This is a genomic window from Bacillus sp. PS217 (assembly GCF_037963535.1).
GTDB classification, from domain to species: Bacteria; Bacillota; Bacilli; order Bacillales; family Bacillaceae; genus Bacillus; species Bacillus subtilis.
This window is the reverse complement of record NZ_CP150157.1, coordinates 1,625,629-1,648,102: the sequence shown is the minus strand read 5'-3', so window position 1 is coordinate 1,648,102 and position 22,474 is coordinate 1,625,629. Positions and strand designations below refer to the sequence as shown.

Annotated in this window: 21 protein-coding genes and 1 riboswitch; of the genes, 1 reads left to right on the top strand and 20 read right to left on the bottom strand. The window is 45.4% G+C overall.

The window, feature by feature from the left end; translation table 11 throughout:
- Positions 1 to 62 precede the first annotated feature (62 nt).
- The 5 genes from rpoZ to NSQ83_RS08640 all read right to left on the bottom strand — a co-directional run bounded on the left by rpoZ (position 63) and on the right by NSQ83_RS08640 (position 4,868).
- A complete protein-coding gene (gene rpoZ, locus NSQ83_RS08660; RefSeq protein WP_003221520.1) occupies positions 63 to 266 on the bottom strand; it encodes a DNA-directed RNA polymerase subunit omega in 204 nt (67 codons plus the stop codon).
- A gap of 3 nt (positions 267 to 269) precedes the next feature.
- Positions 270 to 884 (bottom strand): guanylate kinase, encoded by a 615-nt coding sequence (gene gmk, locus NSQ83_RS08655; RefSeq protein ID WP_003232083.1) that lies wholly within the window; start codon positions 882 to 884, stop codon positions 270 to 272.
- A gap of 7 nt (positions 885 to 891) precedes the next feature.
- The gene (gene remA, locus NSQ83_RS08650) at positions 892 to 1,161 is read right to left on the bottom strand and encodes an extracellular matrix/biofilm regulator RemA (protein ID WP_003154355.1); all 270 of its coding nucleotides are present in this window, start codon (positions 1,159 to 1,161) and stop codon (positions 892 to 894) included.
- Between the two features lie 76 nt (positions 1,162 to 1,237).
- Positions 1,238 to 2,113, bottom strand: coding sequence for a YicC/YloC family endoribonuclease (locus NSQ83_RS08645; RefSeq protein ID WP_015252115.1), 876 nt, complete (start codon positions 2,111 to 2,113; stop codon positions 1,238 to 1,240).
- Between the two features lie 82 nt (positions 2,114 to 2,195).
- Positions 2,196 to 4,868, bottom strand: a complete 2,673-nt coding sequence (locus tag NSQ83_RS08640) for a calcium-translocating P-type ATPase, SERCA-type (protein ID WP_015252116.1) — start codon at positions 4,866 to 4,868, stop codon at positions 2,196 to 2,198.
- A gap of 121 nt (positions 4,869 to 4,989) precedes the next feature.
- Between NSQ83_RS08640 and rqcH the strand changes: the two genes are divergently transcribed.
- Positions 4,990 to 6,702 (top strand): tRNA modification protein RqcH, encoded by a 1,713-nt coding sequence (rqcH, locus tag NSQ83_RS08635; RefSeq protein ID WP_021479315.1) that lies wholly within the window; start codon positions 4,990 to 4,992, stop codon positions 6,700 to 6,702.
- A 37-nt stretch (positions 6,703 to 6,739) separates the two neighbouring features.
- Here the strand turns inward: rqcH and sirC are convergent, their stop codons facing one another.
- From sirC to NSQ83_RS08560, 15 genes are all read right to left on the bottom strand, one after another.
- Positions 6,740 to 7,228, bottom strand: coding sequence for a precorrin-2 dehydrogenase (gene sirC, locus NSQ83_RS08630; RefSeq protein ID WP_015715866.1), 489 nt, complete (start codon positions 7,226 to 7,228; stop codon positions 6,740 to 6,742).
- Positions 7,209 to 7,994, bottom strand: coding sequence for a sirohydrochlorin chelatase (gene sirB / locus NSQ83_RS08625; protein ID WP_015715865.1), 786 nt, complete (start codon positions 7,992 to 7,994; stop codon positions 7,209 to 7,211). Before sirB ends, sirC begins: the two co-directional genes overlap by 20 nt.
- A gap of 2 nt (positions 7,995 to 7,996) precedes the next feature.
- On the bottom strand, positions 7,997 to 8,770 hold the full coding sequence (gene cobA, locus NSQ83_RS08620) for a uroporphyrinogen-III C-methyltransferase (RefSeq protein WP_167559772.1): 774 nt from the start codon (positions 8,768 to 8,770) through the stop codon (positions 7,997 to 7,999).
- Positions 8,771 to 8,868: 98 nt separating this feature from the next.
- A complete protein-coding gene (cysC, locus tag NSQ83_RS08615; RefSeq protein WP_015715863.1) occupies positions 8,869 to 9,462 on the bottom strand; it encodes an adenylyl-sulfate kinase in 594 nt (197 codons plus the stop codon).
- Positions 9,463 to 9,474: 12 nt separating this feature from the next.
- Complete coding sequence (sat, locus tag NSQ83_RS08610; RefSeq protein ID WP_014479751.1) at positions 9,475 to 10,623, bottom strand: sulfate adenylyltransferase; 1,149 nt, start codon at positions 10,621 to 10,623, stop codon at positions 9,475 to 9,477.
- A 48-nt stretch (positions 10,624 to 10,671) separates the two neighbouring features.
- Positions 10,672 to 11,736: a sulfate permease gene (gene cysP, locus NSQ83_RS08605; RefSeq protein WP_198878770.1), complete on the bottom strand. Its 1,065-nt coding sequence runs from the start codon at positions 11,734 to 11,736 to the stop codon at positions 10,672 to 10,674.
- Positions 11,737 to 11,747: 11 nt separating this feature from the next.
- Positions 11,748 to 12,449, bottom strand: coding sequence for a phosphoadenylyl-sulfate reductase (locus NSQ83_RS08600; protein ID WP_003221498.1), 702 nt, complete (start codon positions 12,447 to 12,449; stop codon positions 11,748 to 11,750).
- Positions 12,450 to 12,610: 161 nt separating this feature from the next.
- Positions 12,611 to 12,716: riboswitch (SAM riboswitch) on the bottom strand.
- A gap of 144 nt (positions 12,717 to 12,860) precedes the next feature.
- A complete protein-coding gene (gene pyrE / locus NSQ83_RS08595; protein WP_029726497.1) occupies positions 12,861 to 13,493 on the bottom strand; it encodes an orotate phosphoribosyltransferase in 633 nt (210 codons plus the stop codon).
- A complete protein-coding gene (gene pyrF / locus NSQ83_RS08590) occupies positions 13,490 to 14,209 on the bottom strand; it encodes an orotidine-5'-phosphate decarboxylase (RefSeq protein ID WP_119899308.1) in 720 nt (239 codons plus the stop codon). Before pyrF ends, pyrE begins: the two co-directional genes overlap by 4 nt.
- Positions 14,178 to 15,113, bottom strand: coding sequence for a dihydroorotate dehydrogenase (locus NSQ83_RS08585; protein WP_119899306.1), 936 nt, complete (start codon positions 15,111 to 15,113; stop codon positions 14,178 to 14,180). Before NSQ83_RS08585 ends, pyrF begins: the two co-directional genes overlap by 32 nt.
- On the bottom strand, positions 15,113 to 15,883 hold the full coding sequence (gene pyrK / locus NSQ83_RS08580) for a dihydroorotate oxidase B electron transfer subunit (protein WP_198878769.1): 771 nt from the start codon (positions 15,881 to 15,883) through the stop codon (positions 15,113 to 15,115). Before pyrK ends, NSQ83_RS08585 begins: the two co-directional genes overlap by 1 nt.
- Positions 15,880 to 19,095, bottom strand: a complete 3,216-nt coding sequence (carB, locus tag NSQ83_RS08575; RefSeq protein ID WP_182932254.1) for a carbamoyl-phosphate synthase (glutamine-hydrolyzing) large subunit — start codon at positions 19,093 to 19,095, stop codon at positions 15,880 to 15,882. Before carB ends, pyrK begins: the two co-directional genes overlap by 4 nt.
- Complete coding sequence (locus NSQ83_RS08570) at positions 19,080 to 20,174, bottom strand: carbamoyl phosphate synthase small subunit (protein WP_198878768.1); 1,095 nt, start codon at positions 20,172 to 20,174, stop codon at positions 19,080 to 19,082. The genes carB and NSQ83_RS08570 overlap by 16 nt, the downstream gene beginning before the upstream one ends.
- Positions 20,171 to 21,457 (bottom strand): dihydroorotase, encoded by a 1,287-nt coding sequence (locus NSQ83_RS08565; RefSeq protein WP_198878767.1) that lies wholly within the window; start codon positions 21,455 to 21,457, stop codon positions 20,171 to 20,173. Before NSQ83_RS08565 ends, NSQ83_RS08570 begins: the two co-directional genes overlap by 4 nt.
- The gene (locus NSQ83_RS08560; RefSeq protein ID WP_198878766.1) at positions 21,441 to 22,355 is read right to left on the bottom strand and encodes an aspartate carbamoyltransferase catalytic subunit; all 915 of its coding nucleotides are present in this window, start codon (positions 22,353 to 22,355) and stop codon (positions 21,441 to 21,443) included. Before NSQ83_RS08560 ends, NSQ83_RS08565 begins: the two co-directional genes overlap by 17 nt.
- Positions 22,356 to 22,474 lie beyond the last annotated feature (119 nt).

Genomic DNA, 22,474 nt, shown 5'->3' with positions numbered 1-22,474 from the left:
TTTACAAAACCGCACGGAAAAAAATAACAACCTACATGTGATATAGGTTGCTACTTGTGCTACTATTCGCGGTCTTCCTTTTCAAACGAAAGCAGGCCTGCATCAATTTCTTCTAAAGCTTTGCCTACATATTTGTGTGAAATCGTATGTTCAATCATTTGGTCTTTTTTGATTTGCATTTCACGTGCGCGTCTCGCAGAAACAGTCACCAGCGTATATTTTGAATCTAATTTATTCATTAAAGAATCAATTGACGGATCTAACATTGATTATTCAACCTCCAGCATTTTCTTATATCTTGGTGCAACGCGTTCACGCTTCAAATGTTCAGCAAGAACGATTGCTTTGATTTTATCGCAAGCCGTTTCGACATTATCGTTTTCAACGACATAGTCATAAGCATCCATCATTTCGATCTCAGCTTTTGCGGCTTTCATTCGATTTTCAATCAGAGCGTCTGTTTCTGTGCCTCGTGTCACGATTCTGTTTTTCAGTTCAGAAAGGCTTGGAGGCGCAAGGAAAATAAACAGGCCTTCCGGGAAAGCATTTCTCACTTGAAGAGCCCCTTGAACTTCAATTTCTAAAAAGACGTCTTTTCCATCTTGAAGCGTCTGTTCAACATAATCGACTGGCGTGCCGTAATAATTGCCGACATACTCTGCCCATTCAAGCAGCTTGTTGTCCGCAATCATTTGTTCGAATTCGTCTCTTGTTTTGAAAAAATAATCGACTCCGTTCACTTCGCCCTCTCTTGGACTTCTTGTGGTTACTGAAATCGAATATTCAAATTTTGTGTCTTCCTGCGAAAAGATCGCTTGTCGAACCGTTCCTTTACCAACTCCTGAGGGACCTGAGAGAACGATTAATAACCCTCTTTCTTTCATGCGGCAATTACCCCTGCCCTTCATCCATAATTTCTTCTTTAACAGAAAGTCTGTGTGCAACTGTCTCAGGCTGGACGGCAGATAAGATAATGTGATCACTATCCATGACGACAACTGCACGGGTTCTTCGTCCGTATGTAGCGTCAATTAGCATTCCGCGGTCTCTTGCATCCTGAATCATCCGTTTGATTGGCGCAGACTCCGGGCTGACAATCGAAATCATCCGATTGGCGGAGATGATATTGCCAAATCCGATATTAATCAGTTTAATCGTCATCTTCTACGTTCCCCCTGTAAAATAGACGTCTCTAGTTTAGCCTAGTAAGACCGTCTGTAAACAATACGCACAGTCACTATTCTATATTTTGCACTTGTTCTTTTATTTTTTCAATAGAACTTTTCATTTCAACGACAAGCTTTGTGATCTGATGATCATTTGCTTTTGAGCCGATCGTATTTGCTTCCCGATTGAGCTCCTGAACAAGAAAGTCGAGTTTGCGCCCGACAGCTCCGCCACTAGCTAATATATCACGAAACTGGGCGAAGTGGCTCTTCAGCCTTGTAATCTCTTCAGTGATATCAGAGCGGTCTGCAAAAATAGCGCATTCTGTTACAAGCCGGCTCTCGTCTAATACGTCTTCAGTCCATTCTTTGATTCTGGCGTACAGCCGTTCCCGGTAACGAGATACGACATCTGCAGCCAGCAATTCAGTTTCTCTCACCAGCTCTTCAAGCTGATCAATATGCATCAGGCAGTCTTTCGCTAAGAGCAGCCCCTCTTTTTCACGCATTTCACAGAGACCTTTTACCGCTTCTTCTGCAGCATCGATGATCAACGCCTCCAGCTTGTCATTTTGCGTCTGTTCTTCATGAATCTGGACGACATGATCAAGCTTAAAGAAATCCATTACATCGGGCTCTGCAGACAATTGATACCGCTTCTTCATATCTCTCGCGGCTGCGACAAACTCATCGAGCAGCGGCCAATCAATTTCAAGCCTTTTCTCAACAAGCATATCGCTGTCAACAGATACGAAAAGCTCAATTCTTCCGCGCTGAATATGCTGCAGAATGGTCTGTTTCAGCTTATCTTCAAAATATAGCAAAGGCCTTGGCAAACGAGCGTTCACTTCTTTAAATCTGTAGTTCACAGATTTAAGTTCAACGCTTACAGAGAGATCGTCTTGTGTTTTGCTTGCACTGCCGAAGCCTGTCATACTTCGTATCATTTTAAAACACCCAATTCTTCCCTGTTCTCATAATAAAAGGGCAATAGACACGCTATTACCCCTAAGATTATATCATATGAATTTATTTTTTTCTTGTTAAAAGTGACCCCGCCAGCAAAAAAGTAGGGATGGCGGACATACCGATGACGAGCATCCAGTCCCCCGGCGTGATGGCTACAGTATGGAAAATCGGCTGAAGCGGCGGATAGTAGATTACTACAAGCATCAGCAAAATGGATGACAATACCGCGCCGATTAAATACAGGTTTTGAAACGGATTTCTAGAGAAAACAGAAGTTTCGCTGCGGCAGTCAAACACGTGAATAAGCTGAGCGAGCACCAATGTGGCAAACGCGATCGTCTGGGCATAAGCTAAATTTTCCGGATTGCGGTGGTACACAATGATAAACGCTAAAATAGTGGCAACTCCGATTAAAAATCCTCTGGAAACGACCTTCCATCCTAGCTTGCGGGCAAATACCCCTTCTTTCGGATGACGGGGCTTGCGCTTCATGACGTCTCCTTCGGGCTGATCCATGCCGAGCGCCATTGCCGGCAATCCGTCCGTCACCAAGTTGACCCACAAAATCTGAATCGGAACGAGCGGTAAAGGAAGGGCGAGTAGCATCGCAAACAGCATGACAAGGATTTCTCCGACGTTAGACGCCAGCAGGTATCTGATAAACTTCCTGATATTTTCGTAGATGTTCCTGCCTTCTTTTATCGCCGATTTAATCGTCGCAAAATTATCATCTACGAGAACAAGAGATGATGCTTCTTTGGCCACATCTGTCCCGGTAATGCCCATAGAGACGCCGATATCAGCTTGTTTAATGGCAGGAGCATCATTGACGCCGTCTCCCGTCATCGCCACAATATGCCCGTTCTCCTGATAGGCTTTTACGATTTTTAGTTTATGTTCAGGGGAAACGCGGGCAAATACATATACATCCTCCACCACATGAGAAAGCTCTTCTTGAGAAAGCTCATTCAGCATCTTGCCGTCCATGATTTTGCCGCTTTTCGGAAGGAGGCGCAAGTCTTTCGCTATCGCTTTAGCGGTCTCTACATGATCACCTGTAATCATAACGGTCTTAATTCCTGCTTCACGGCATTCTTTTATCGCCTGCCTGACTTCCGGCCGCGGGGGATCAATGATACCTGAAAGGCCAAGCATGGTCAGATCTTTTTCCGCCTGCTCCATTGACGGTGTTTCGCCTGCTTTTATCGGCCTGTAGGCGACCGCTATCGTTCTGAGCGCCTGTGATGCCAAATGTCTTAATACCGCCTCTGTTTCTGCTTTTCTTTCATTTGAAAAAAGAGCCGCTGAGCCGTCATAATAAATACGGGAAGATCGCTGCATCAGTACATCCGGTGCACCTTTTGTAATGATATATCGCTTTCTGTCTTGATCCTCTACGATGACAGTCATCATTTTCCGTGCAGAATCAAACGGAAATTCTTCGACCACCCGGTAGTTTGATTCAACAAACTCCTTTGAAAAACCGCCTTTTCTTGCCGCGGTGAGCAGCGCTCCCTCTGTCGGATCTCCGTCAAGCACATATTCGCCGTCTCTTTTCTCAATATTGGAGTTGTTACAAAGCGCTCCGAACAGAAGCATCTGCTGAAGCGGCTTATGTTCATTGACACTGATCTCTTTTTCGTTTAGTGTGAAGCTTCCTTTCGGTTCATAGCCGGCCCCTGCCACTCTCCATGTTTTCCCTCCGGACCAGACATGTGTCACCGTCATTTTGTTTTGGGTCATTGTCCCTGTTTTATCTGAACAAATGATAGACGCACACCCAAGCGTTTCAACAGCAGGAAGCTTTCTAACAATGGATTTTTGTTTAATCATCCGCTGTACACCAAGTGAAAGCGCCACTGTCACAATCGCCGGCAGCCCCTCCGGAATAGCGGCTACCGCTAACGAGACACCTGCTAAAAACATACTGTACAGATCATGACCCTGAATAACACCGACAGCAACGACAAGTACGGTCAGAAGCAATGCAACAACAATCAAAATCTTCCCGAGCTGCTCCAGTCTTCTTTGCAGCGGGGTTGACAATGTCCCTGCCGATTCAAGCATGTCGGCAATTTTCCCCATAGCCGTATTCATTCCTGTCCCGACGACAACCCCCACACCGCTGCCACGGGTCACAATCGTTCCCATAAATGCCATATTGGTAATATCGCCAAGTGAAACATCCGGTTTTTTCAATTTATCAGCATGCTTCACAACCGGGATAGATTCCCCCGTCAGCGCTGATTCTTCTATTTCAAGGCTTCTCGCTTCAACAATTCGAACGTCTGCGCCAATTCTGTCCCCGCTCGTAAATTTCACAATATCACCCGGCACCAGTTCCTTAGAAGGAATCTTTGTCCAGCTTCCTTCCCTGAGTGCCATGACATGCGGTGTTGAAAGCTCTTTTAAAGCCTGAAGAGATTGCTCAGCACGCCTTTCTTGAAAGAAACCAAGTATGCCATTCACAAACACAATCGCAATAATCGCAACCGCATCTACATATTCACCAAGAAATCCTGAGATTAACGTTGCCGCCAGAAGCACAAGCACCATAAAATCTTTGAACTGCGCGAAAAACAAGAGAAGCGCTGAAGTTTTTTTCCCTTCTTGCAGCTCGTTTGGTCCATGCTTGTCAAGGCGTTTTTTTACCTCTTTTTCTGTTAATCCTTGTTTCATGGACGTATTGGTTGCCTCTAGTAAATCTGTTTGTCCCATTTCATGAAACTTCATTCCGCTCGTCCACTCCCCTGCTCTCTTATAGAGATATCACTCTATAAGCATGCTTATTCTGACTCGTCCCATTTCATGCTATAATTATCGAATGCAGGAAGAATGAGAGGGTGTATTGCATATGTCGTTTGATGGCATGTTTACATACGGAATGACACACGAACTTAACGAGAAAATAATGGGCGGACGAATTACAAAAGTCCATCAGCCATATAAGCACGATGTGATTTTCCACATCCGTGCCAAGGGAAAAAACCAAAAACTATTATTATCGGCACATCCGAGCTATTCACGGGTGCATATCACGGCACAAGCTTATGAAAATCCAAGCGAACCGCCAATGTTTTGCATGTTGCTGAGAAAGCATATCGAAGGCGGATTCATTGAGAAAATTGAACAAGCGGGCTTAGACCGCATTATGATTTTTCATATCAAAAGCCGAAACGAAATTGGCGATGAAACCGTACGAAAGCTTTATGTAGAAATTATGGGCCGTCACAGCAATATCATTTTGACTGACGCAGCAGAAAATGTGATCATCGACGGACTTAAGCATTTATCACCGTCAATGAACAGCTACCGTACAGTACTGCCCGGCCAAGATTATAAGCTTCCGCCTGCTCAGGACAAAATATCGCCTCTTGAGGCGTCAGAAGATGATATTTTGCGTCACCTCAGCTTTCAAGAAGGAAGGCTTGATAAACAAATTGTCGACCACTTTTCAGGCGTGTCTCCGCTTTTCGCCAAAGAAGCGGTTCACAGAGCAGGCCTTGCCAACAAAGTCACACTGCCAAAAGCGTTGCTGGCACTGTTTGCCGAAGTGAAAGAGCACCGTTTCATTCCCAACATTACGACTGTAAACGGAAAGGAATATTTTTATCTGCTGGAGCTGACTCATCTAAAGGGCGAAGCGCGCCGTTTTGATTCATTAAGCGAACTGCTCGACCGTTTTTATTTCGGCAAAGCTGAACGAGACCGAGTCAAACAGCAGGCTCAGGATCTTGAGCGTTTTGTTGTGAACGAACGGAAGAAGAATGCCAACAAAATCAAAAAATTAGAGAAAACCCTGGAGTATTCGGAAAACGCGAAGGAATTTCAGCTTTACGGAGAGCTTTTAACCGCTAATTTATATATGCTGAAAAAAGGTGATAAACAGGCCGAGGTCATCAACTATTATGATGAAGAAAGCCCGACAATCACGATTCCTTTAAACCCGAACAAAACGCCTTCTGAAAACGCACAGGCCTATTTCACGAAGTATCAGAAAGCGAAAAATTCGGTCGCGGTTGTCGAGGAGCAAATCAGGCTGGCACAGGAAGAGATCGAATATTTTGATCAGCTGATTCAGCAGCTTTCGTCCGCTTCTCCCCGGGATATCAGCGAAATCAGGGAAGAGCTTGTAGAGGGCAAATATTTACGCCCTAAGCAGCAAAAAGGACAGAAAAAGCAAAAACCGCACAATCCGGTGTTAGAAACATATGAATCCACCTCAGGCCTGACTATTTTAGTGGGTAAGAACAATCGCCAAAATGAATATTTAACGACCAGAGCGGCGGCCAGAGACGATATCTGGCTTCACACGAAGGACATTCCCGGCTCCCATGTTGTGATCAGGAGCAGCGAACCTGATGAGCAAACAATCATGGAAGCCGCGACAATTGCAGCTTATTTTTCAAAAGCTAAAGATTCAAGTTCAGTGCCTGTAGATTATACAAAAATCAGGCATGTCAAAAAACCAAACGGCGCGAAACCCGGTTTCGTCACTTATGACAGCCAGCATACCGTCTTTGTCACGCCTGATGCTGATACTGTCATCAAGCTCAAAAAAAGCTGAGCCGCATAAAGAAAAGCCAGAGCATTTGTGCTCTGGCTTATTTCTTTCTTCTCACCTGATAAAGCCTGTTCACTTCAGCAACAAAATCGCCGTCAATCAGCTTATCCACGTTTTCAGCAAGCTCTTTCGTGTGCTTTGGACTGGCTCCGCTTGTAGAAACAGACACAGTGACATGCCCTCTTTTTACGATTTTCGGCATATATACATTGCCAAGCTCAGCGTCACTGACACAATTGACAAGCTGAAAAGGCGAAGCGGATTGGGCAATTTCTTTGTTCACTGCCGCATTATCCGTCGCAGCAATAATGAAGAAAGCATTGAGATAATCTTCTTTTTCAATTGTCCGTTTTTCCCATTTGATACGCCGCTCTTCTGCCATTTGCTTGATTTCCGGTTCCACATCCGGACTGACAAGCGTTATATCAGCTCCCTCAGAAATCACCGTTTTCAGCCTTCTGAGAGCGATGCTTCCGCCCCCCGCAATCACAACCTTCTTCTTTTCCAGGCTAATGTGCAGCGGAAGCATATGAACCTCCATCAAAATCAAATTGTCCCTCAGAATTTGCCGCAGTTTCTCTCACACGGTTCAAAAATGCGTTTTTCACATGAGGATGAAAACCGATATAGGAAGAGAGGTAGACGTTCGGATTATGGGCTTTTAATTTCTGAACCTCTCGTTCGATTTCATTCATCAGCATACCCGTAAAAAGCAAATATGGAACGATAAAGGTTGTTATGCCGTCATCTTTTTTAAGTTCTGAAAAAACCTCTTTGTAATTAGGGCCGCATGCTGTCAAAAAGCACGGAATGACTTCCTTGACTGGAATTATTTCCTGAAGAAGATTAGCAATACCGGTTACGTCTCTTTTGACATCTGGATCTGAACTTCCCCTTCCGATGAGTACCACTCTGGCATTTTCATATGGAACACCTATGTCTTTCATTCGGTGATATACAGCCTTGACTACTTCTTCGTCAATCCCGATCGGCTTTCCGTATGAAATGCGGACTGACGGATATCGGGATGCAACACGGGCAATTTCTTCCGGAATATCATGTTTTGCATGCGCAGCTGTTAAAAGAAGCAGAGGCACCACTGCGATATGAGTGGCGCCTTGCTTCACACATGCTTCAAATCCTGTCTCAATTGTGGGCTCCTGAAGCTCTAAAAAGCTGATTTCTTGTACTGGCACAGAGATGTGGGCCTTGCATCCTTCCAAAAAGGCTGCGGCTTCTTGCTGTGCTTTTTTGACCCGGCTGCCGTGGCCGACATATAAAATTGCTTGTTTCATTTTTACAACGCCTCGCTTAAATCTTGTTTTTTTAGTTCAGATTCAAACCATTCCAGCTTATAGTGATAATTTACAACATTTCCAATGACAATTAAACTCGGATTTGTAATGTTTTCTTTTATCACCGTTTCTGAAAGGGTGTCAACTGTACAAAAAACAGATTTTTGCTTGTCCGTTGTCCCCCAATGAATAAAGGCTGCCGGCGTAGAACCGTCCCGGCCGTTTTCAAGGAGTTTTCTTTCAATCTGCTGCACGTTTTTGATACCCATATAGATGACAAGTGTATCAATTCCTGTAGCCAGCGCTTTCCACTTTTCCTCAAAATCTTCTTCTTTTTTATAATGACCCGTTACAAAAGCGACGTTAGAGCCCGCATCCCGATGAGTAACAGGAATCCCGGCATAAGCGGCTGCCGCGATTCCAGACGTAATGCCGGGGATGATTTCAAACGGAATTCCGTTTTCAGAGAGACATTCCGCTTCTTCTCCCCCCCTGCCGAACACAAAAGGGTCTCCGCCTTTCAGCCTGACAACGGTTTTCCCTTTTTGCGCATACTTTACAAGAAACCGATTGATGGTTTCTTGCTTCATCGTATGAAAATCTGGAAGCTTCCCGCAGTAGATCAGGTCTGCTTGCTCTTTGGCATATTGTAAAATCTCTTTATTTACTAATCTGTCATATAAGATGACATCAGCTTTTTCAATGGCTTTCAGCGCTTTAATTGTCAGCAGATCAGGGTCACCGGGACCCGCTCCTACAATATATACTTTCCCCATCGTATTTCCCCCGATCTATTCGAGTTCTTCCAGAGCATTCGCTGTGATGATGTTCTCGCTTGCATTCCGGCATCTGAGAAGAACGCAGCAGATCATATTCAGCTCAATTTTTGTTTAACAAACTCGATCAGCTGATTTTTACACGCTTCACGGTCATGCTGTCCTGATTCAAGAACGAGCTCTGGAGCTTCCGGTTCTTCATAAGGAGAATCAATTCCTGTAAAGAACGGAATCTCGCCGTTTCTTGCTTTTTTGTAAAGCCCTTTCGGATCTCTTTGTTCACAAATATCAAGGTCGCATTTAATGTAGACTTCATTAAATTCGCCCGCTTCCACAAGCTCGCGAACCTGTTGCCTGTCCTCGCGGAAAGGAGAGATAAAAGCAGTAATCACAATGGTTCCCTGCTGAACAAAAAGCTTTGCCACCTCTCCGATTCGGCGGATGTTTTCTTTTCGGTCTTCATCAGAAAAACCAAGATCCTTATTTAAGCCGTGACGGATATTATCCCCGTCAAGCACAATCACTTGGTAGCCTTGCTCAAACAATTCTCTCGCAGCGGCGTTGGCAATCGTTGATTTGCCTGAGCCGCTTAACCCTGTCAGCCAGAGAATGGAGCTTTTATGCTTGTTTTTTTGCTGGTACTCTTCTTTTGTGATAGAGGCTTCATGCCATACAATATCGCGATTTGTCACTGCCAGTCCTCCTTAAGATACGCCTACTTCTTCTTTTTTCTTCATCCCTTTGATTAACACTTCTACGACTTCTTTTCGACTGAATTCAGCAGGCGGCAGCACACCGTCTCTCAGCATACCTCTTACCTTAGTGCCTGATAAAATGACGTGATGCTCTCTGCCATGAGGGCAAGTTTTCGCTGTTCCCATATTTCCGCATTTTTTACAGAAGAAGCTGTGCTCAAATTTCAGCGGTGTAATTCCGAGTTCTTCAGGTTTAAATGTGTCAAACAGCTCCTGTGCTTCGTATGTTCCGTAATAGTCGCCTACACCTGCATGATCACGGCCGACGATGAAATGTGTGCAGCCGTAGTTCTTTCTGACAAGCGCGTGGAAAATTGCTTCTCTCGGGCCTGCATAACGCATCGCCGCTAAAAAGACACCAAGGAAAACGCGATCTTTCGGGTAATAATGATCAAGAAGCACTTGGTAGCTTTCCATCCGTACATCAGCTGGAATGTCATCAGATTTTGTTTCACCTACTAACGGATTCAAGAACAAGCCGTCTACTGTTTCAAGAGCCGTTTTTTGAATGTATTCATGCGCTCTGTGAACAGGGTTTCTTGTTTGGAAACCGACAATGGTTTCCCAGCCTTTTTCCGCAAACTGGCGTCTCGTTTCTAACGGTTCAAATGTAAATTCAGGGAACTGTTTTGAAGCTTTTTTAATCAACGTAATCGGCCCGCCGACATATGTATTGCCGCGGCTGAACAGCTTTTTAACACCAGGATGCTCCTGTTCATCTGTTTTGTACACATTGACAGCTTCTTTTTGTTTGTCAGGCACGTACAGGTCTTCGATTTGGATAACGCCGTATGTTTCTCCTTCATACGTTAACTTTACCGTTTCACCAAGTGACAGTTCCGCTGCTTTTTGCGCATCGACCGGAAGCGTGATTGGAAGAGACCAGACAACGCCGGAAGAAAGACGCATGTTTTCGACTACAGATACGTAATCTTTTTCATTAAAGAAACCTTCAATCGGGCTGTATGCACCGATACCGATCAATTCCAAATCCGCGAAAGAAATTAAATCAAGTTCAATTTCTTTTTGAATGCCGCTCACATCATATGATTCATCTACTCTGTTTACTAATGTTCCTCCGTGTGGTGCTAAGCTCATAATAGCCATCTCCTCCTAGTTAACTTATAAAATTACTCAGATTAATGATCAGATTCCCCCGCCTTGTTCGTGGACTGAGCGTCTCTCTTTACGAATGGCCTTTGTCAGGCTGACGGCACCGCCCGCCGCTAAAAGCACACTTACCATGATAAAGATCGAATAATAATCTGCTTTTAAAAACAAGGATACAAGCAGATAAGAAATCGATAAAGATAAAAACGGCGATACGATCCATACCTTCAGCATCGTTTGAACAACTTGTTTATGGAACACGTTCGGACCGTTTTTTGCCATGCCTATTCCGATAATAGACGATGACGTGACTTGCGCCAAGGGCACCGGCATCCCAAATACAGAACTGATGATCACCAGTCCGGCTCCTGTACCGGATAAGAGAATGCCTTCCCCTTTGGAGAATCTCGTAATTTTCTTCCCGTTTGTTTCTAGCACACGCTGGCCTAATAACAGTGCGCCAAGAGCAACAAAAGCTCCTCCATACAAGGTTCCTTTTCCGACATCAAGCACACCGGCAGCTACTAACGGGCCAACAGCATTCGCCACGTTATTCATGCCGGCAGAGAATGCTTCGAAAAATCCGGCAACTAACAAAACAACGCCGAGGATTTTTTGCTTTTTAGAAGATTTTACTTCAATCTTAAAATAACGAAACAGCTTAGATACGAAATAGGTGAAGCCGAAAGCGAACAGCGGGACAAAAACCCAAAATGACACAATGATCAGAAGATTGTTCACAAACAATACTTTATAAGCCACTCCCACGCCGACAACCGCGCCGACTGTTACTTCACTTGTCGACAAAGGAATGCCGAGCAGATTAGCAGTAAAGAGCGACAGGGCAGCAGCTCCAATAATGATGCAAACAATCGTCAGTGTAATCGTCTGCTCAGGAATAATGCCGGAGCTGATTGTTTTTACAACCTCGCCTCCGCCAATGACCGCCCCGGCAAAGACACCGACTGCGCATAGGATCAAAGCGTAGGTTTTCTTTTTGATGGCTCCGGAGCCGTAAGCAACCCCCATCGAAGCTGCAGCGCCGCTTGCACCAATATTCATCGCGAAAAACAAGCTAAATAAAATAGCGGCTAATTCCATTTTGCAGCTCCTTATTCATGCAGTCCGCATTCTGTTTTCGCCATACCATTCCATCTGCCTGAGCGCAAATCCTCTGCTGTAAAAGCGGGAGCAGTGCAAGGCGCACATCCAATACTTGGATATCCTTGGTCATGAAGCGGATTGTAGTCCAGTTCATTCCGGGATGTGTATCTCCAAATGTCTTTCCAAGTCCAATGGATAAGCGGGCAAACTTTTACTGACTTGAATTTTTCATCTTTGTTTAAGAAATTCGTATTGGCACGGCTTGGCCCTTGATCACGACGCAGGCCGGAAAGCCAGGCTGGATGTCCTGAAAGCGCCTCTCTTAAAGGAACGACCTTTCTAAGATAGCAGCACTGATTCGGCTCTCTTTCCCACAGTTTGTCACCATGTTCTTCGGCTTGTTCCTCAAGGGTGAGGTCTGGTTTTTTCAGGATGATATTAAGACCCGGATAACGCTCTTTCACTCGTTCAATTGTTTCATAGGTTTCTTTAAAATGAAGTCCTGTATCAAGAAACACAATCTCTGCGTCTTTTTTCACTTTATAAATTAAGTCAATCAGAACGATTCCCTCAATTCCGAAACTGCAGGCATAAACAAGTTGATTGCCGTAATGGCCGTATGCCCATTTTAAAACTGACAGCGCTCCTTTATAAGGATCGTCTTCCGGAAATGTAATCGTTGGTTCTTCCCAATTATCATACGTTAACATTTCTTCTTTCCTCCTTTCGGAGACAAACAAACAGTAGCTTTCTGCCGGTTGTCTTTTCCCATGTAATGTGATTCGCGGCTGCTGATATACAGATAGCCTTTTTACCTCTTAAAATAAAAAACTTTCAATCCGGCGGAAAGAAAGACAGGAACAGCATGTAGCCCTTATCTTTCAAAATGGAATTCATTTTGCTGGAAGTAGCACCTTACAAACTATGCAGGTTGCCGGGCTTCATAGGTCCAGTCCCTCAGCCGCTCTTGATAAGTTTTTAGATTTGTAGTAAATTTTAGCACAATTCTAACATAAGTCAACCCGACTTTTTTTATAGGATTAATAAAAAAACAGGCCTCACAGCCTGTTTTCAAGTACATCAAGGCTTTGAAGCCTCTTTACATCATTTGAATTTATTTTTTATTTTTTAAACCAATCTTTCGACTCGGGATTCCGTTTCCATGTTTGCAGCTTTTTTAGATCATCTGAATGAATATTTCCATTTTCAAGCGCGACCTCTGTGAGCGTATCATAATCGGTTAATGAGTAGTATGGCAGTTCTGCCTTTGCGAAGGCTTCCTCCGCTTTAGGAAGTCCGTACGTAAAGATTGAGACGACACCAAGCACCTCACAGCCGGCCGCTTGTAAAGCTGCACAAGCTTCAAGCACGCTGCCTCCTGTGGAGATTAAGTCTTCAATGACGACTGTTTTTTGCCCTTCTTGCACAGCTCCCTCAATCTGATTGCCTTTTCCGTGCGACTTCGGCTTGCTCCTCACATAACACATCGGAAGATTCAAACGGTCAGCCGCAAGAGCAGCATGAGGAATACCGGCAGTTGCTGTTCCCGCAATCATTTCAGCTTCAGGAAAATGCTCTTTGACAAGCTTGCTGATACCTGAGGCGACATCGTTTCTGACCTCTGGGAAAGATAGCGTAAGGCGGTTGTCACAGTAGATTGGTGATAAAATGCCGCTTGCCCATGTGAACGGCTCGTTCGGGCGTAAAAATACAGCTTGGATGTCTAATAGATGTTTTGCGATGATTTGTTTCAAGATTTGATTCCCTCCCATTCAAGTCTGACAGCCTTATAGGCTTTTACCGGGTCTTCCGCTTTTGTAATCGAGCGTCCTACTACAATCGCTGATGAACCTTTCTCTCTTGCAATAGCAGGCGTCGCCACGCGGACTTGGTCATTCGCAGCGTCCTCAGACATTCTGATCCCCGGAGTGACAGTCAGAAATGAAGGCGACACCGCTTGGTAAATGGCTTTTGCTTCATGAACAGAGCAGACCACTCCATCCAGTCCGCTCTCTTCCGCCTGTTTGCTGTAGTGCACAACCGTATCAATCAGAGATTTTTCGATCAGCAGTTCATCTTTCATGATTTGTTCAGATGTGCTTGTCAGCTGGGTTACCGCGATAAGTGACGGACGTTTTTTTCCGGCCGGCGTACCTTCTTCTAAGCCTTCGAGAGCTGCCTGCATCATTTTTTTGCCCCCGGCCGCATGAACATTGACGAGATCTACTCCGAGACTGGCAAGGCGCTTCATCGCTTTGTTTACAGTGGTCGGGATGTCATGAAGCTTGAGATCTAAAAACAGCTCGCAGTTTCTTTCTTTTAATTGTTTCACGATAGATGGCCCTTCTTGATAAAAAAGCTCCATTCCAACCTTTACAAATAATGGTTCTTGATGAAAAGGCGCTAAGAACGCGAGTGTTTCTTCAGCTGATGCAAAATCAAGCGCGATGATGGGCAGGTTGTTTTTCATGATTCCAGCTCCTTCCGATGCATTCTTCAATTGATTGATAGCCGTATTGGCGCAAAACAGATGGGAGCTGTTCAATAATCTCTGGACAGGCAAAAGGATTCACAAAGTTTGCTGTTCCGACAGCGACTGCGCTTGCTCCTGCGAGAAGAAATTCCAGGGCATCTTCAGCCGTTTGCACGCCTCCCATTCCGATAATCGGGATGTTGACCATCTGGCTGACTTCATACACCATGCGAATGGCAACCGGCTTCACAGCAGGGCCCGAAAGTCCCCCTGTTTTATTCGCTAATATCGGTTTGCCGGTTTTTAAATCGAGTCTCATGCCGATTAGTGTGTTGATCATCGTAAGACCGTCCGCTCCCGCTTCCTCGATCGCTAATGCAATTTCTGTGATATTAGCCACGTTCGGGGATAGCTTCACATAAACGGGCACATCCGAAACCTCTTTCACCGCTTTTGTCAAATCGGCAGCCATTTCAGGATTCGTGCCAAAAGCGATTCCGCCTGTTTTCACATTCGGGCAGGAAATATTCAATTCAAGTGCATGGACATTAGGCGCTTTGCTGATATGTTCTGCGACTTCAACATAATCATCGACTTGAGAACCTGCGACATTGGCAATGATCGGTGTATCAAACTGCTCAAGCCACGGCAGCTCATGATGCAACACACTATCCAGCCCCGGATTTTGGAGACCGATCGCATTGAGCATTCCAGCACCAGTCTCAGCTACCCGCGGCGTCGGATTCCCAAAGCGTGGCTCTTTTGTTGTAGCCTTAATCATGATGGCTCCAAGACAAGACAAATCATAAAAACGTGAAAATTCTTTTCCAAAACCGAAGCAACCTGATGCAGGAATGATTGGGTTTTTCAAATCAAGTCCCGGCAATTTCACCTCTAGCATTACAGCGCCACCTCCTGAGCTTTAAATACAGGCCCGTCGAGACATACTTTTACATAGGATGTCTCACTTTCGTTTGTATGGCACACACACGCGAAGCATGCGCCGATTCCGCAGCCCATTCGTTCCTCCATGGACAGATATACTTCTTTATGGGCATATTCCTGTTTTAACGCCTTGAGCATCGGTGTCGGCCCGCAGCTGAGGAGGATATCAAACTCTAGATTTTTCCGTTTAATCACATCTGTGACAAATCCGGTTTCCCCGTAGCTTCCGTCAGCTGTTGCCACATACGTGTCTCCGTACTGCCGGCATTCTTCCTCGTAAAAAACATCCTTTGCCGATTGGAATCCTAAAACGTGGATGACATTTACCCCTTTTTCAATCAAGCGTTTCGACAGCTCTTGGAGAGGCGGCACACCTACTCCGCCTCCTACCAGCAAAGCCGTCTTTCCGGGTTGAACTTCATTAACAGGAAAGCCATTTCCCAAAGGCCCGAGGACATCCACAAATTCTCCCTGCTGCTTCAGTGACAAGAGTCTTGTCCCTTCCCCATCTACCCGATAAATGATGGTGACTTCATTTTTTTCAAAGTTGACGTCTGCGATGCTGATTGGTCTTCTCAAAAGAGGCGTAACCGCTTCGCTCACTTTAAGATGAAGGAACTGTCCAGGGGTTGTAAACCCTTGGACAAGCTCCCCTTTCAGAACCATTTGATACACCCGGTCTGCAATTTGCTGGTTAGAACATACTGTCAAATACGCTTTTTTCATATAGTGACTGCCGCCTCCTGATTTGTGTTGACTGCCGGCATTTGATCAGCACGGAATGTCATGCTTTCCAGCACTCGCAATATCGCCTCTGCCGTATCTAAAGATGTTAGGCAGGCAACACCATTTTCTACTGATTCACGTCTGATTCTAAAACCGTCTCTTGCCGGCTGCTTTCCTTTTGTCAGCGTATTGATGACAAACTGCGCTTCTCCGTTTCTGATGACGTCAAGCAGGTTCGGGCCATCCTGACCGATTTTTCCGACGACCTTCGCTGGAATGGAAGCTTCTTTCAAGTAGCCTGCCGTTCCTTCCGTCGCTAAAATGTTGTAGCCGATCGCGTGGAACCGCTTAGCAATGGCAAGCCCTTCTTCTTTGTCCTTATCAGCTACTGTTAAAAGCACGGAACCGTAGTTCGGGATTTGAATACCTGAAGCAATCAAGGCTTTGTAGAGCGCCTTTTCAAGTGTCGAATCTTTCCCCATGACTTCACCTGTTGATTTCATTTCAGGCCCTAACGTAATGTCCACTCTTCTCAGCTTGGCAAAGGAGAAGACCGGCGCTTTTACAAATACACCTTGCTGTTCAGGCTGAAGGCCCTCTGTATAGCCAAACGCAGCCAGCTTTTGACCAAGAATGATTTTTGTTGCGAGATTCGCCATTGGGATACCCGTAATTTTGCTTAAAAACGGTACGGTTCTGCTTGATCTCGGATTCACTTCTAGCACGTACACCTCACCTTGCGACAAGACGAATTGAATATTGAGCAAACCGACAATATTCAGCCCTTTAGCCAATGCGATCGTGTATTGTTCAATTTTTTTCTTGATGTCCTCTGTGAGAGACTGAGGCGGATAAACAGCGATTGAGTCTCCGGAGTGAACGCCCGCACGTTCAATGTGCTCCATAATTCCCGGAATGACGACTGTTTCACCGTCGGATACTGCATCGACTTCAATTTCTTTTCCTGTCAAGTATCTGTCAATTAATACAGGGTGCTGTGGATTGATTTTAACTGCGTTTTTCATGTAATGAAGCAGCTCTTCTTCATGATACACAATCTCCATTGCCCGGCCGCCAAGTACATAGGAAGGGCGTACCAATACCGGGTAACCGATATCGCTCGCGATGCTTACCGCCTGATCAACTGATGTGGCTGTTTTGCCAAGCGGCTGCGGAACACCAAGTTCTCCAAGCGCTTGTTCAAATTTATCCCGGTCTTCTGCACGGTCTAAATCTTCTAATGAAGTTCCAAGGATTTTCACTCCGCGCGCAGAAAGCTCGTCAGCAAGGTTAATCGCAGTTTGTCCGCCGAACTGTACGACAACGCCCATTGGCTGTTCGAGGTCAATGATGTGCATAACATCTTCAATCGTAAGCGGTTCAAAATACAGCTTGTCTGAGATGCTGAAGTCTGTTGAAACGGTTTCCGGGTTGTTGTTGACAATAATGGCTTCATAGCCTGCTTGTTTAATTGCCCATACAGAGTGAACCGTCGCATAGTCGAACTCGACACCCTGACCGATTCGAATCGGCCCCGAACCAAGCACCATCACACTTTTCTTATCTGTAACGACAGATTCATTTTCTTCTTCGTATGTGCTATAGAAGTATGGCGTTTCTGACTCGAATTCCGCCGCGCACGTATCTACCATTTTGAATACCGGCGCAATCCCCGCTTGTTTTCTCAAGCTGTAAAGCTCAGATTCTTTCATTTTCCACTCGCGGCTGATGTACTGATCAGAGAAGCCGAGTTCTTTTGCCCGTCTCAGCACATCTGTATCGCCCGCATTGGCCTTCAATTCTTTTTCAAACTGTACGATTCCGAACAGCTTATGCAAGAAGAAGACATCGATAGCAGAAAATTCATGGAGGTCTTCTACCGTGTAGCCTCTTCTGTACGCTTCAGCTAAGTAGAATAAGCGTTCATCACCGGCCTTTTTAATTCGCTTTTCAAGAAGCTCATCTGAAATGTCAGCGGCGTCCTTCAATTCAAGATGATACACATCCGCTTCCAGTGATCGCACTGCCTTCAGCAATGACTCTTCAAGCGTGCGGCCGATTGCCATGACCTCACCTGTCGCTTTCATTTGCGTGCCAAGCTTTCTGTTTGCTGATTCAAACTTATCAAACGGCCAGCGCGGAATTTTGGATACGACATAGTCAAGAGCAGGTTCAAATGCTGCATATGTTTTTCCTGTCACCGGGTTCATCATTTCATCTAATGAAAGTCCGACTGCAATTTTAGCAGCGAGCTTTGCAATCGGGTACCCCGTTGCTTTTGATGCAAGGGCAGATGAACGGCTGACACGCGGATTTACTTCAATAATGTAATATTGGAAGCTGTCTGGATCTAAGGCGAGCTGGACATTACATCCGCCTTCGATCCCAAGCGCGCGAATCAGTTTTAACGATACATTCCGCAAGAGCTGATATTCCCGATCGCTGAGCGTTTGGCTCGGCGCGACAACAATACTGTCTCCAGTATGGATTCCAACCGGATCAATGTTTTCCATGTTACAAACGACAATGGCGTGATCCTGGCTGTCTCTCATGACTTCATACTCGATTTCTTTATAGCCGGCGATGCTTTTTTCAAGCAGACATTGGTGTACCGGGCTTAATTTCAAGCCGTTCTCAACGATTTCTTTTAACTCTGTATCATTCGAGCAGATGCCTCCGCCTGTTCCGCCTAATGTATATGCCGGGCGGACAATGACAGGGAATCCAATTTGACTGACGAATTTTTCTGCTTCTTCAAGGGAGTGGATAATCTCACTTTCAGGCACCGGTTCATTCAGTTCATTCATTAATGTTCTGAACAAGTCACGGTCTTCAGCTTGCTGAATCGCAGACAGTTTCGTGCCAAGCACTTCGACGCCGCATTCTGCCAAAACGCCTCTTTCAGAAAGCTCAACCGCAAGATTCAAACCGGTTTGGCCTCCGAGTGTAGGAAGAATGGCATCCGGGCGCTCTTTTCTGATGATTCGTGTCAGGAATTCAGGTGTGAGCGGTTCGATGTAAACCCGGTCAGCCATTTCTGTATCTGTCATGATCGTGGCAGGGTTTGAGTTGACAAGGATGACTTCATAGCCTTCTTCTTTCAAAGCAAGACAGGCTTGTGTTCCCGCATAGTCAAATTCTGCTGCTTGGCCGATGATGATCGGTCCAGATCCGATTACTAAAATTTTGTTAATGTCTACGCGTTTTGGCATACCGCTTCCCCTTCTTTCTCTGTTGTTTCGATCATTTCGATGAATCTGTCAAATAGATGGTTGGCATCCTCAGGACCAGGTGAGGCTTCGGGATGATATTGAACCGTAAATGCCGGCAATGTTTTATGCTTCAGCCCTTCAATCGTATCGTCGTTAATTGCGATATGCGTCACTTCCAGTTCTGTTTTACTGATAGACGAAACTGTATATCCATGGTTTTGAGATGTTAAGGCAACTTTTCCTGTAGCCAGCTCTTTTACCGGGTGGTTTGAGCCCCTGTGGCCGAATTTCATTTTTTCAGTATTCGCCCCGCACGCCAGCGCGAATAATTGGTGGCCGAGACATATTCCGAATAATGGCACTTTTCCAAGAACACCTTTAATCATTTCAATCGCTTCAGGCACATCCTTCGGGTCTCCAGGTCCGTTAGAAAGCATGATACCGTCCGGTTTCAGCTGAAGCACCTCTTCCGCTGTAATGTTGTAAGGCACAACGATGACGTCACATTTCCGTTTGTTCAGCTCTCTTAGAATTCCGTGTTTCATGCCGAAGTCAACCAAGACGATGCGTTTGCCTCTTCCCGGGCTCGGATATGCTGTTTTTGCTGATACTTGGGATACTTGATTTCTTGGCAATTCCGTTTCGTTCAGTCTTTTTAACACTGCTTCGATATCTTCATCAGATGAAGCGAATGTTCCTTTTAGCGCGCCTGCCGTGCGGATCATTCTTGTCAGCTTCCTTGTATCAATCCCCTGGAGTCCGGGAATGTTTTTCATTTTTAAATACTCGTCTAAGGTGTATGCTGAACGCCAGTTGGAAGGCAGCTCACATAATTCTTTGATGATCAGCCCTTTGACAAAAGGGGTAATGGATTCAAAATCATCACGGTTAATGCCGTAATTTCCGATAAGCGGGTATGTTAATGTTACGATCTGTCCGCAGTAAGAAGGGTCAGATAAAATTTCCTGATAGCCTGTCATCCCAGTATTAAAAACGACTTCTCCCATGTTGTGTTCTAAGCTTCCGAAGGCTTCTCCCTCGAATACCACTCCGTTTTCCAGTACTAATCGTCTCTTCATTTGACAAGTCTCCCCTCTTCATAAGCAAGCTTCCCTGCCGCAATTGTAGCGACCGGCCAGCCGGTGCAGCTGATGCCGTTGAATGGTGTATTTTTTCCTTTTGATAAAAATGTCTCTTTGTCTATAACTGCTTCTTTTTCTAAATCGATTAACGTAATGTCCGCAGCTTGCCCCGTTTGTAATGTTCCATATGGGAGACCGAACGCTTCGCATGGCTTGATTGTCATGTAGTCAATCAACTGCTTCAGCGACCAGCTGCCATTTTTGACAAAGTGTGTGTAAAGAAGCGGGAATGCTGTTTCTAAGCCGACAATTCCGAATGGCGCCAGTTTCATTTCTGTGTTTTTCTCTTCTTCCGTATGCGGTGCATGGTCTGTTGCGATAAAATCAATTGTTCCGTCTAAAAGACCTTCAATTAAAGCAGCTCTGTCTTCTGCACTGCGGAGCGGCGGATTCATTTTATAGTTTGTGTCCAGCCCCGGGATGTCCTCATCACAAAGCAGCAAATGATGCGGCGACACTTCTGCTGTCACTCTGATTCCCGCTTTTTTCGCATCGCGTACAACTCTGACAGATTCTTTCGTGCTGATATGGCATACATGATAATGGCAGTTTGCCGCCTCAGCCAGTAGCACATCGCGGGCAATATGAACCGATTCACACACAGAAGGAATGCCGTTTAGCCCGTTCGCTTTGGAGAATGTCCCCTCATGTACGCTCCCTCCGTAAATTAAGGAGTTGTCCTCGCAATGTGCAACAATCGCTTTGTCAATTGCGGCTGCCCGTTTCATCGCTTCATACATCATTCCTGCTGTCTGTATACCAACGCCGTCATCTGTAAAAGCAAATGCCCCGGCTTCTTTTAACGCTTCAAAGTTTGTCATTTCATCGCCGATTTGTCTGATCGTAATGGATGCATATGGAAGAACTCTTACGCATGATGTTTCTTTAATTCTGTTTTGCACCCATTCCATCTGCTCCTTTGTATCAGGAACCGGCCGCGTATTCGGCATTGCTGCTACTGTAGTATAGCCGCCGCGTGCTGCTGCTTTTGCTCCGGTTTCAATGGTTTCTTTTTTCTCTCCGCCCGGCTCTCTAAAGTGTACGTGGAGATCCACAAACCCAGGTGAAACGAGCAATCCTTTTGCGTCAATGACCATTTCTTCCTCAGCTGCATCAAGCTTGCCGATTTCTGAGATGATTTCTCCTGTCACTCGAATGTCCGCTTCTGTTTTTTCACCGTTTTCGTTAAGTATCCAGCCGTTTTTAATGAGATATGACATACGCTGCTTCTCCTCTTTTCACTTTGGTTTGTAAGGCACGCTGTATCACTGCCATTCTGATAAAGACGCCATTTTGCATTTGCTTGAAGATTCTTGATTTTTCACTTTCTACTAGGCTGTCAGCAATCTCCACTCCTCTGTTTACCGGAGCAGGATGCATAATGATCGCATGCTGCTTCATGCGCTCAGCCCGTTCTGCGGTCAAGCCGTATTGATTTAAATAACCTTCCTGGCTGACAGCAGACTGATGTCTTTCATTTTGAATGCGCAGCAGCATGACGACATCGGAAGCCTCAACCGCTTCATCCATTGAGACATATGTGCCGAATGTATTCTCTTCATCCTGCCATTCAGAAGGACCTGAAAACAGGACGCGGGCACCCAATCTTGTCAACACTTCCGCATTAGACCTTGCCACTCTGCTGTGCTTGATATCGCCGTGAATGGAAACGGTAATCCCTTTGAACGTATTAAACTCTTCATAAATCGTCATTAAATCCAGCAGTGATTGTGTCGGATGCTGGCCGCATCCGTCTCCCGCATTCAGAATCGGGATATTCACCTGGCTGACAAGCGCTTGATAGTATTCATCCTCACTGTGCCTGATGACACAAACGTCCACACCGATTGATTCAAGCGTCCGGATGGTGTCATATAAGGTTTCGCCTTTTTGCACGCTTGTGCTTGTTCCATCAAGATTCAGGACATTCATGCCGAGCTTTTTCTCCGCCACTTCAAAGCTGAATCGCGTTCTCGTGCTTGGTTCAAAAAACAGGTTAGCTGCAAACGTTCCTGTCAGCTGATTGTCTGTTTTTCCGCTTTTGAGATCTTGTGCTGTTTGAAGCAAATCTTTGATTTCCTCAGTGCTGAGTTCACTCATCGTCGTTAAATGCTTCATGTTCTTTCCCCTCTCTTTTCAACTTAAGGCTGAAAAAAACCCCGGTCTAAGATAGACTCGGGGTACGGTTAAATAGAGGGCAGCATTGAAGCTTCCTTCTCTTCATAACCCTTCCAAGC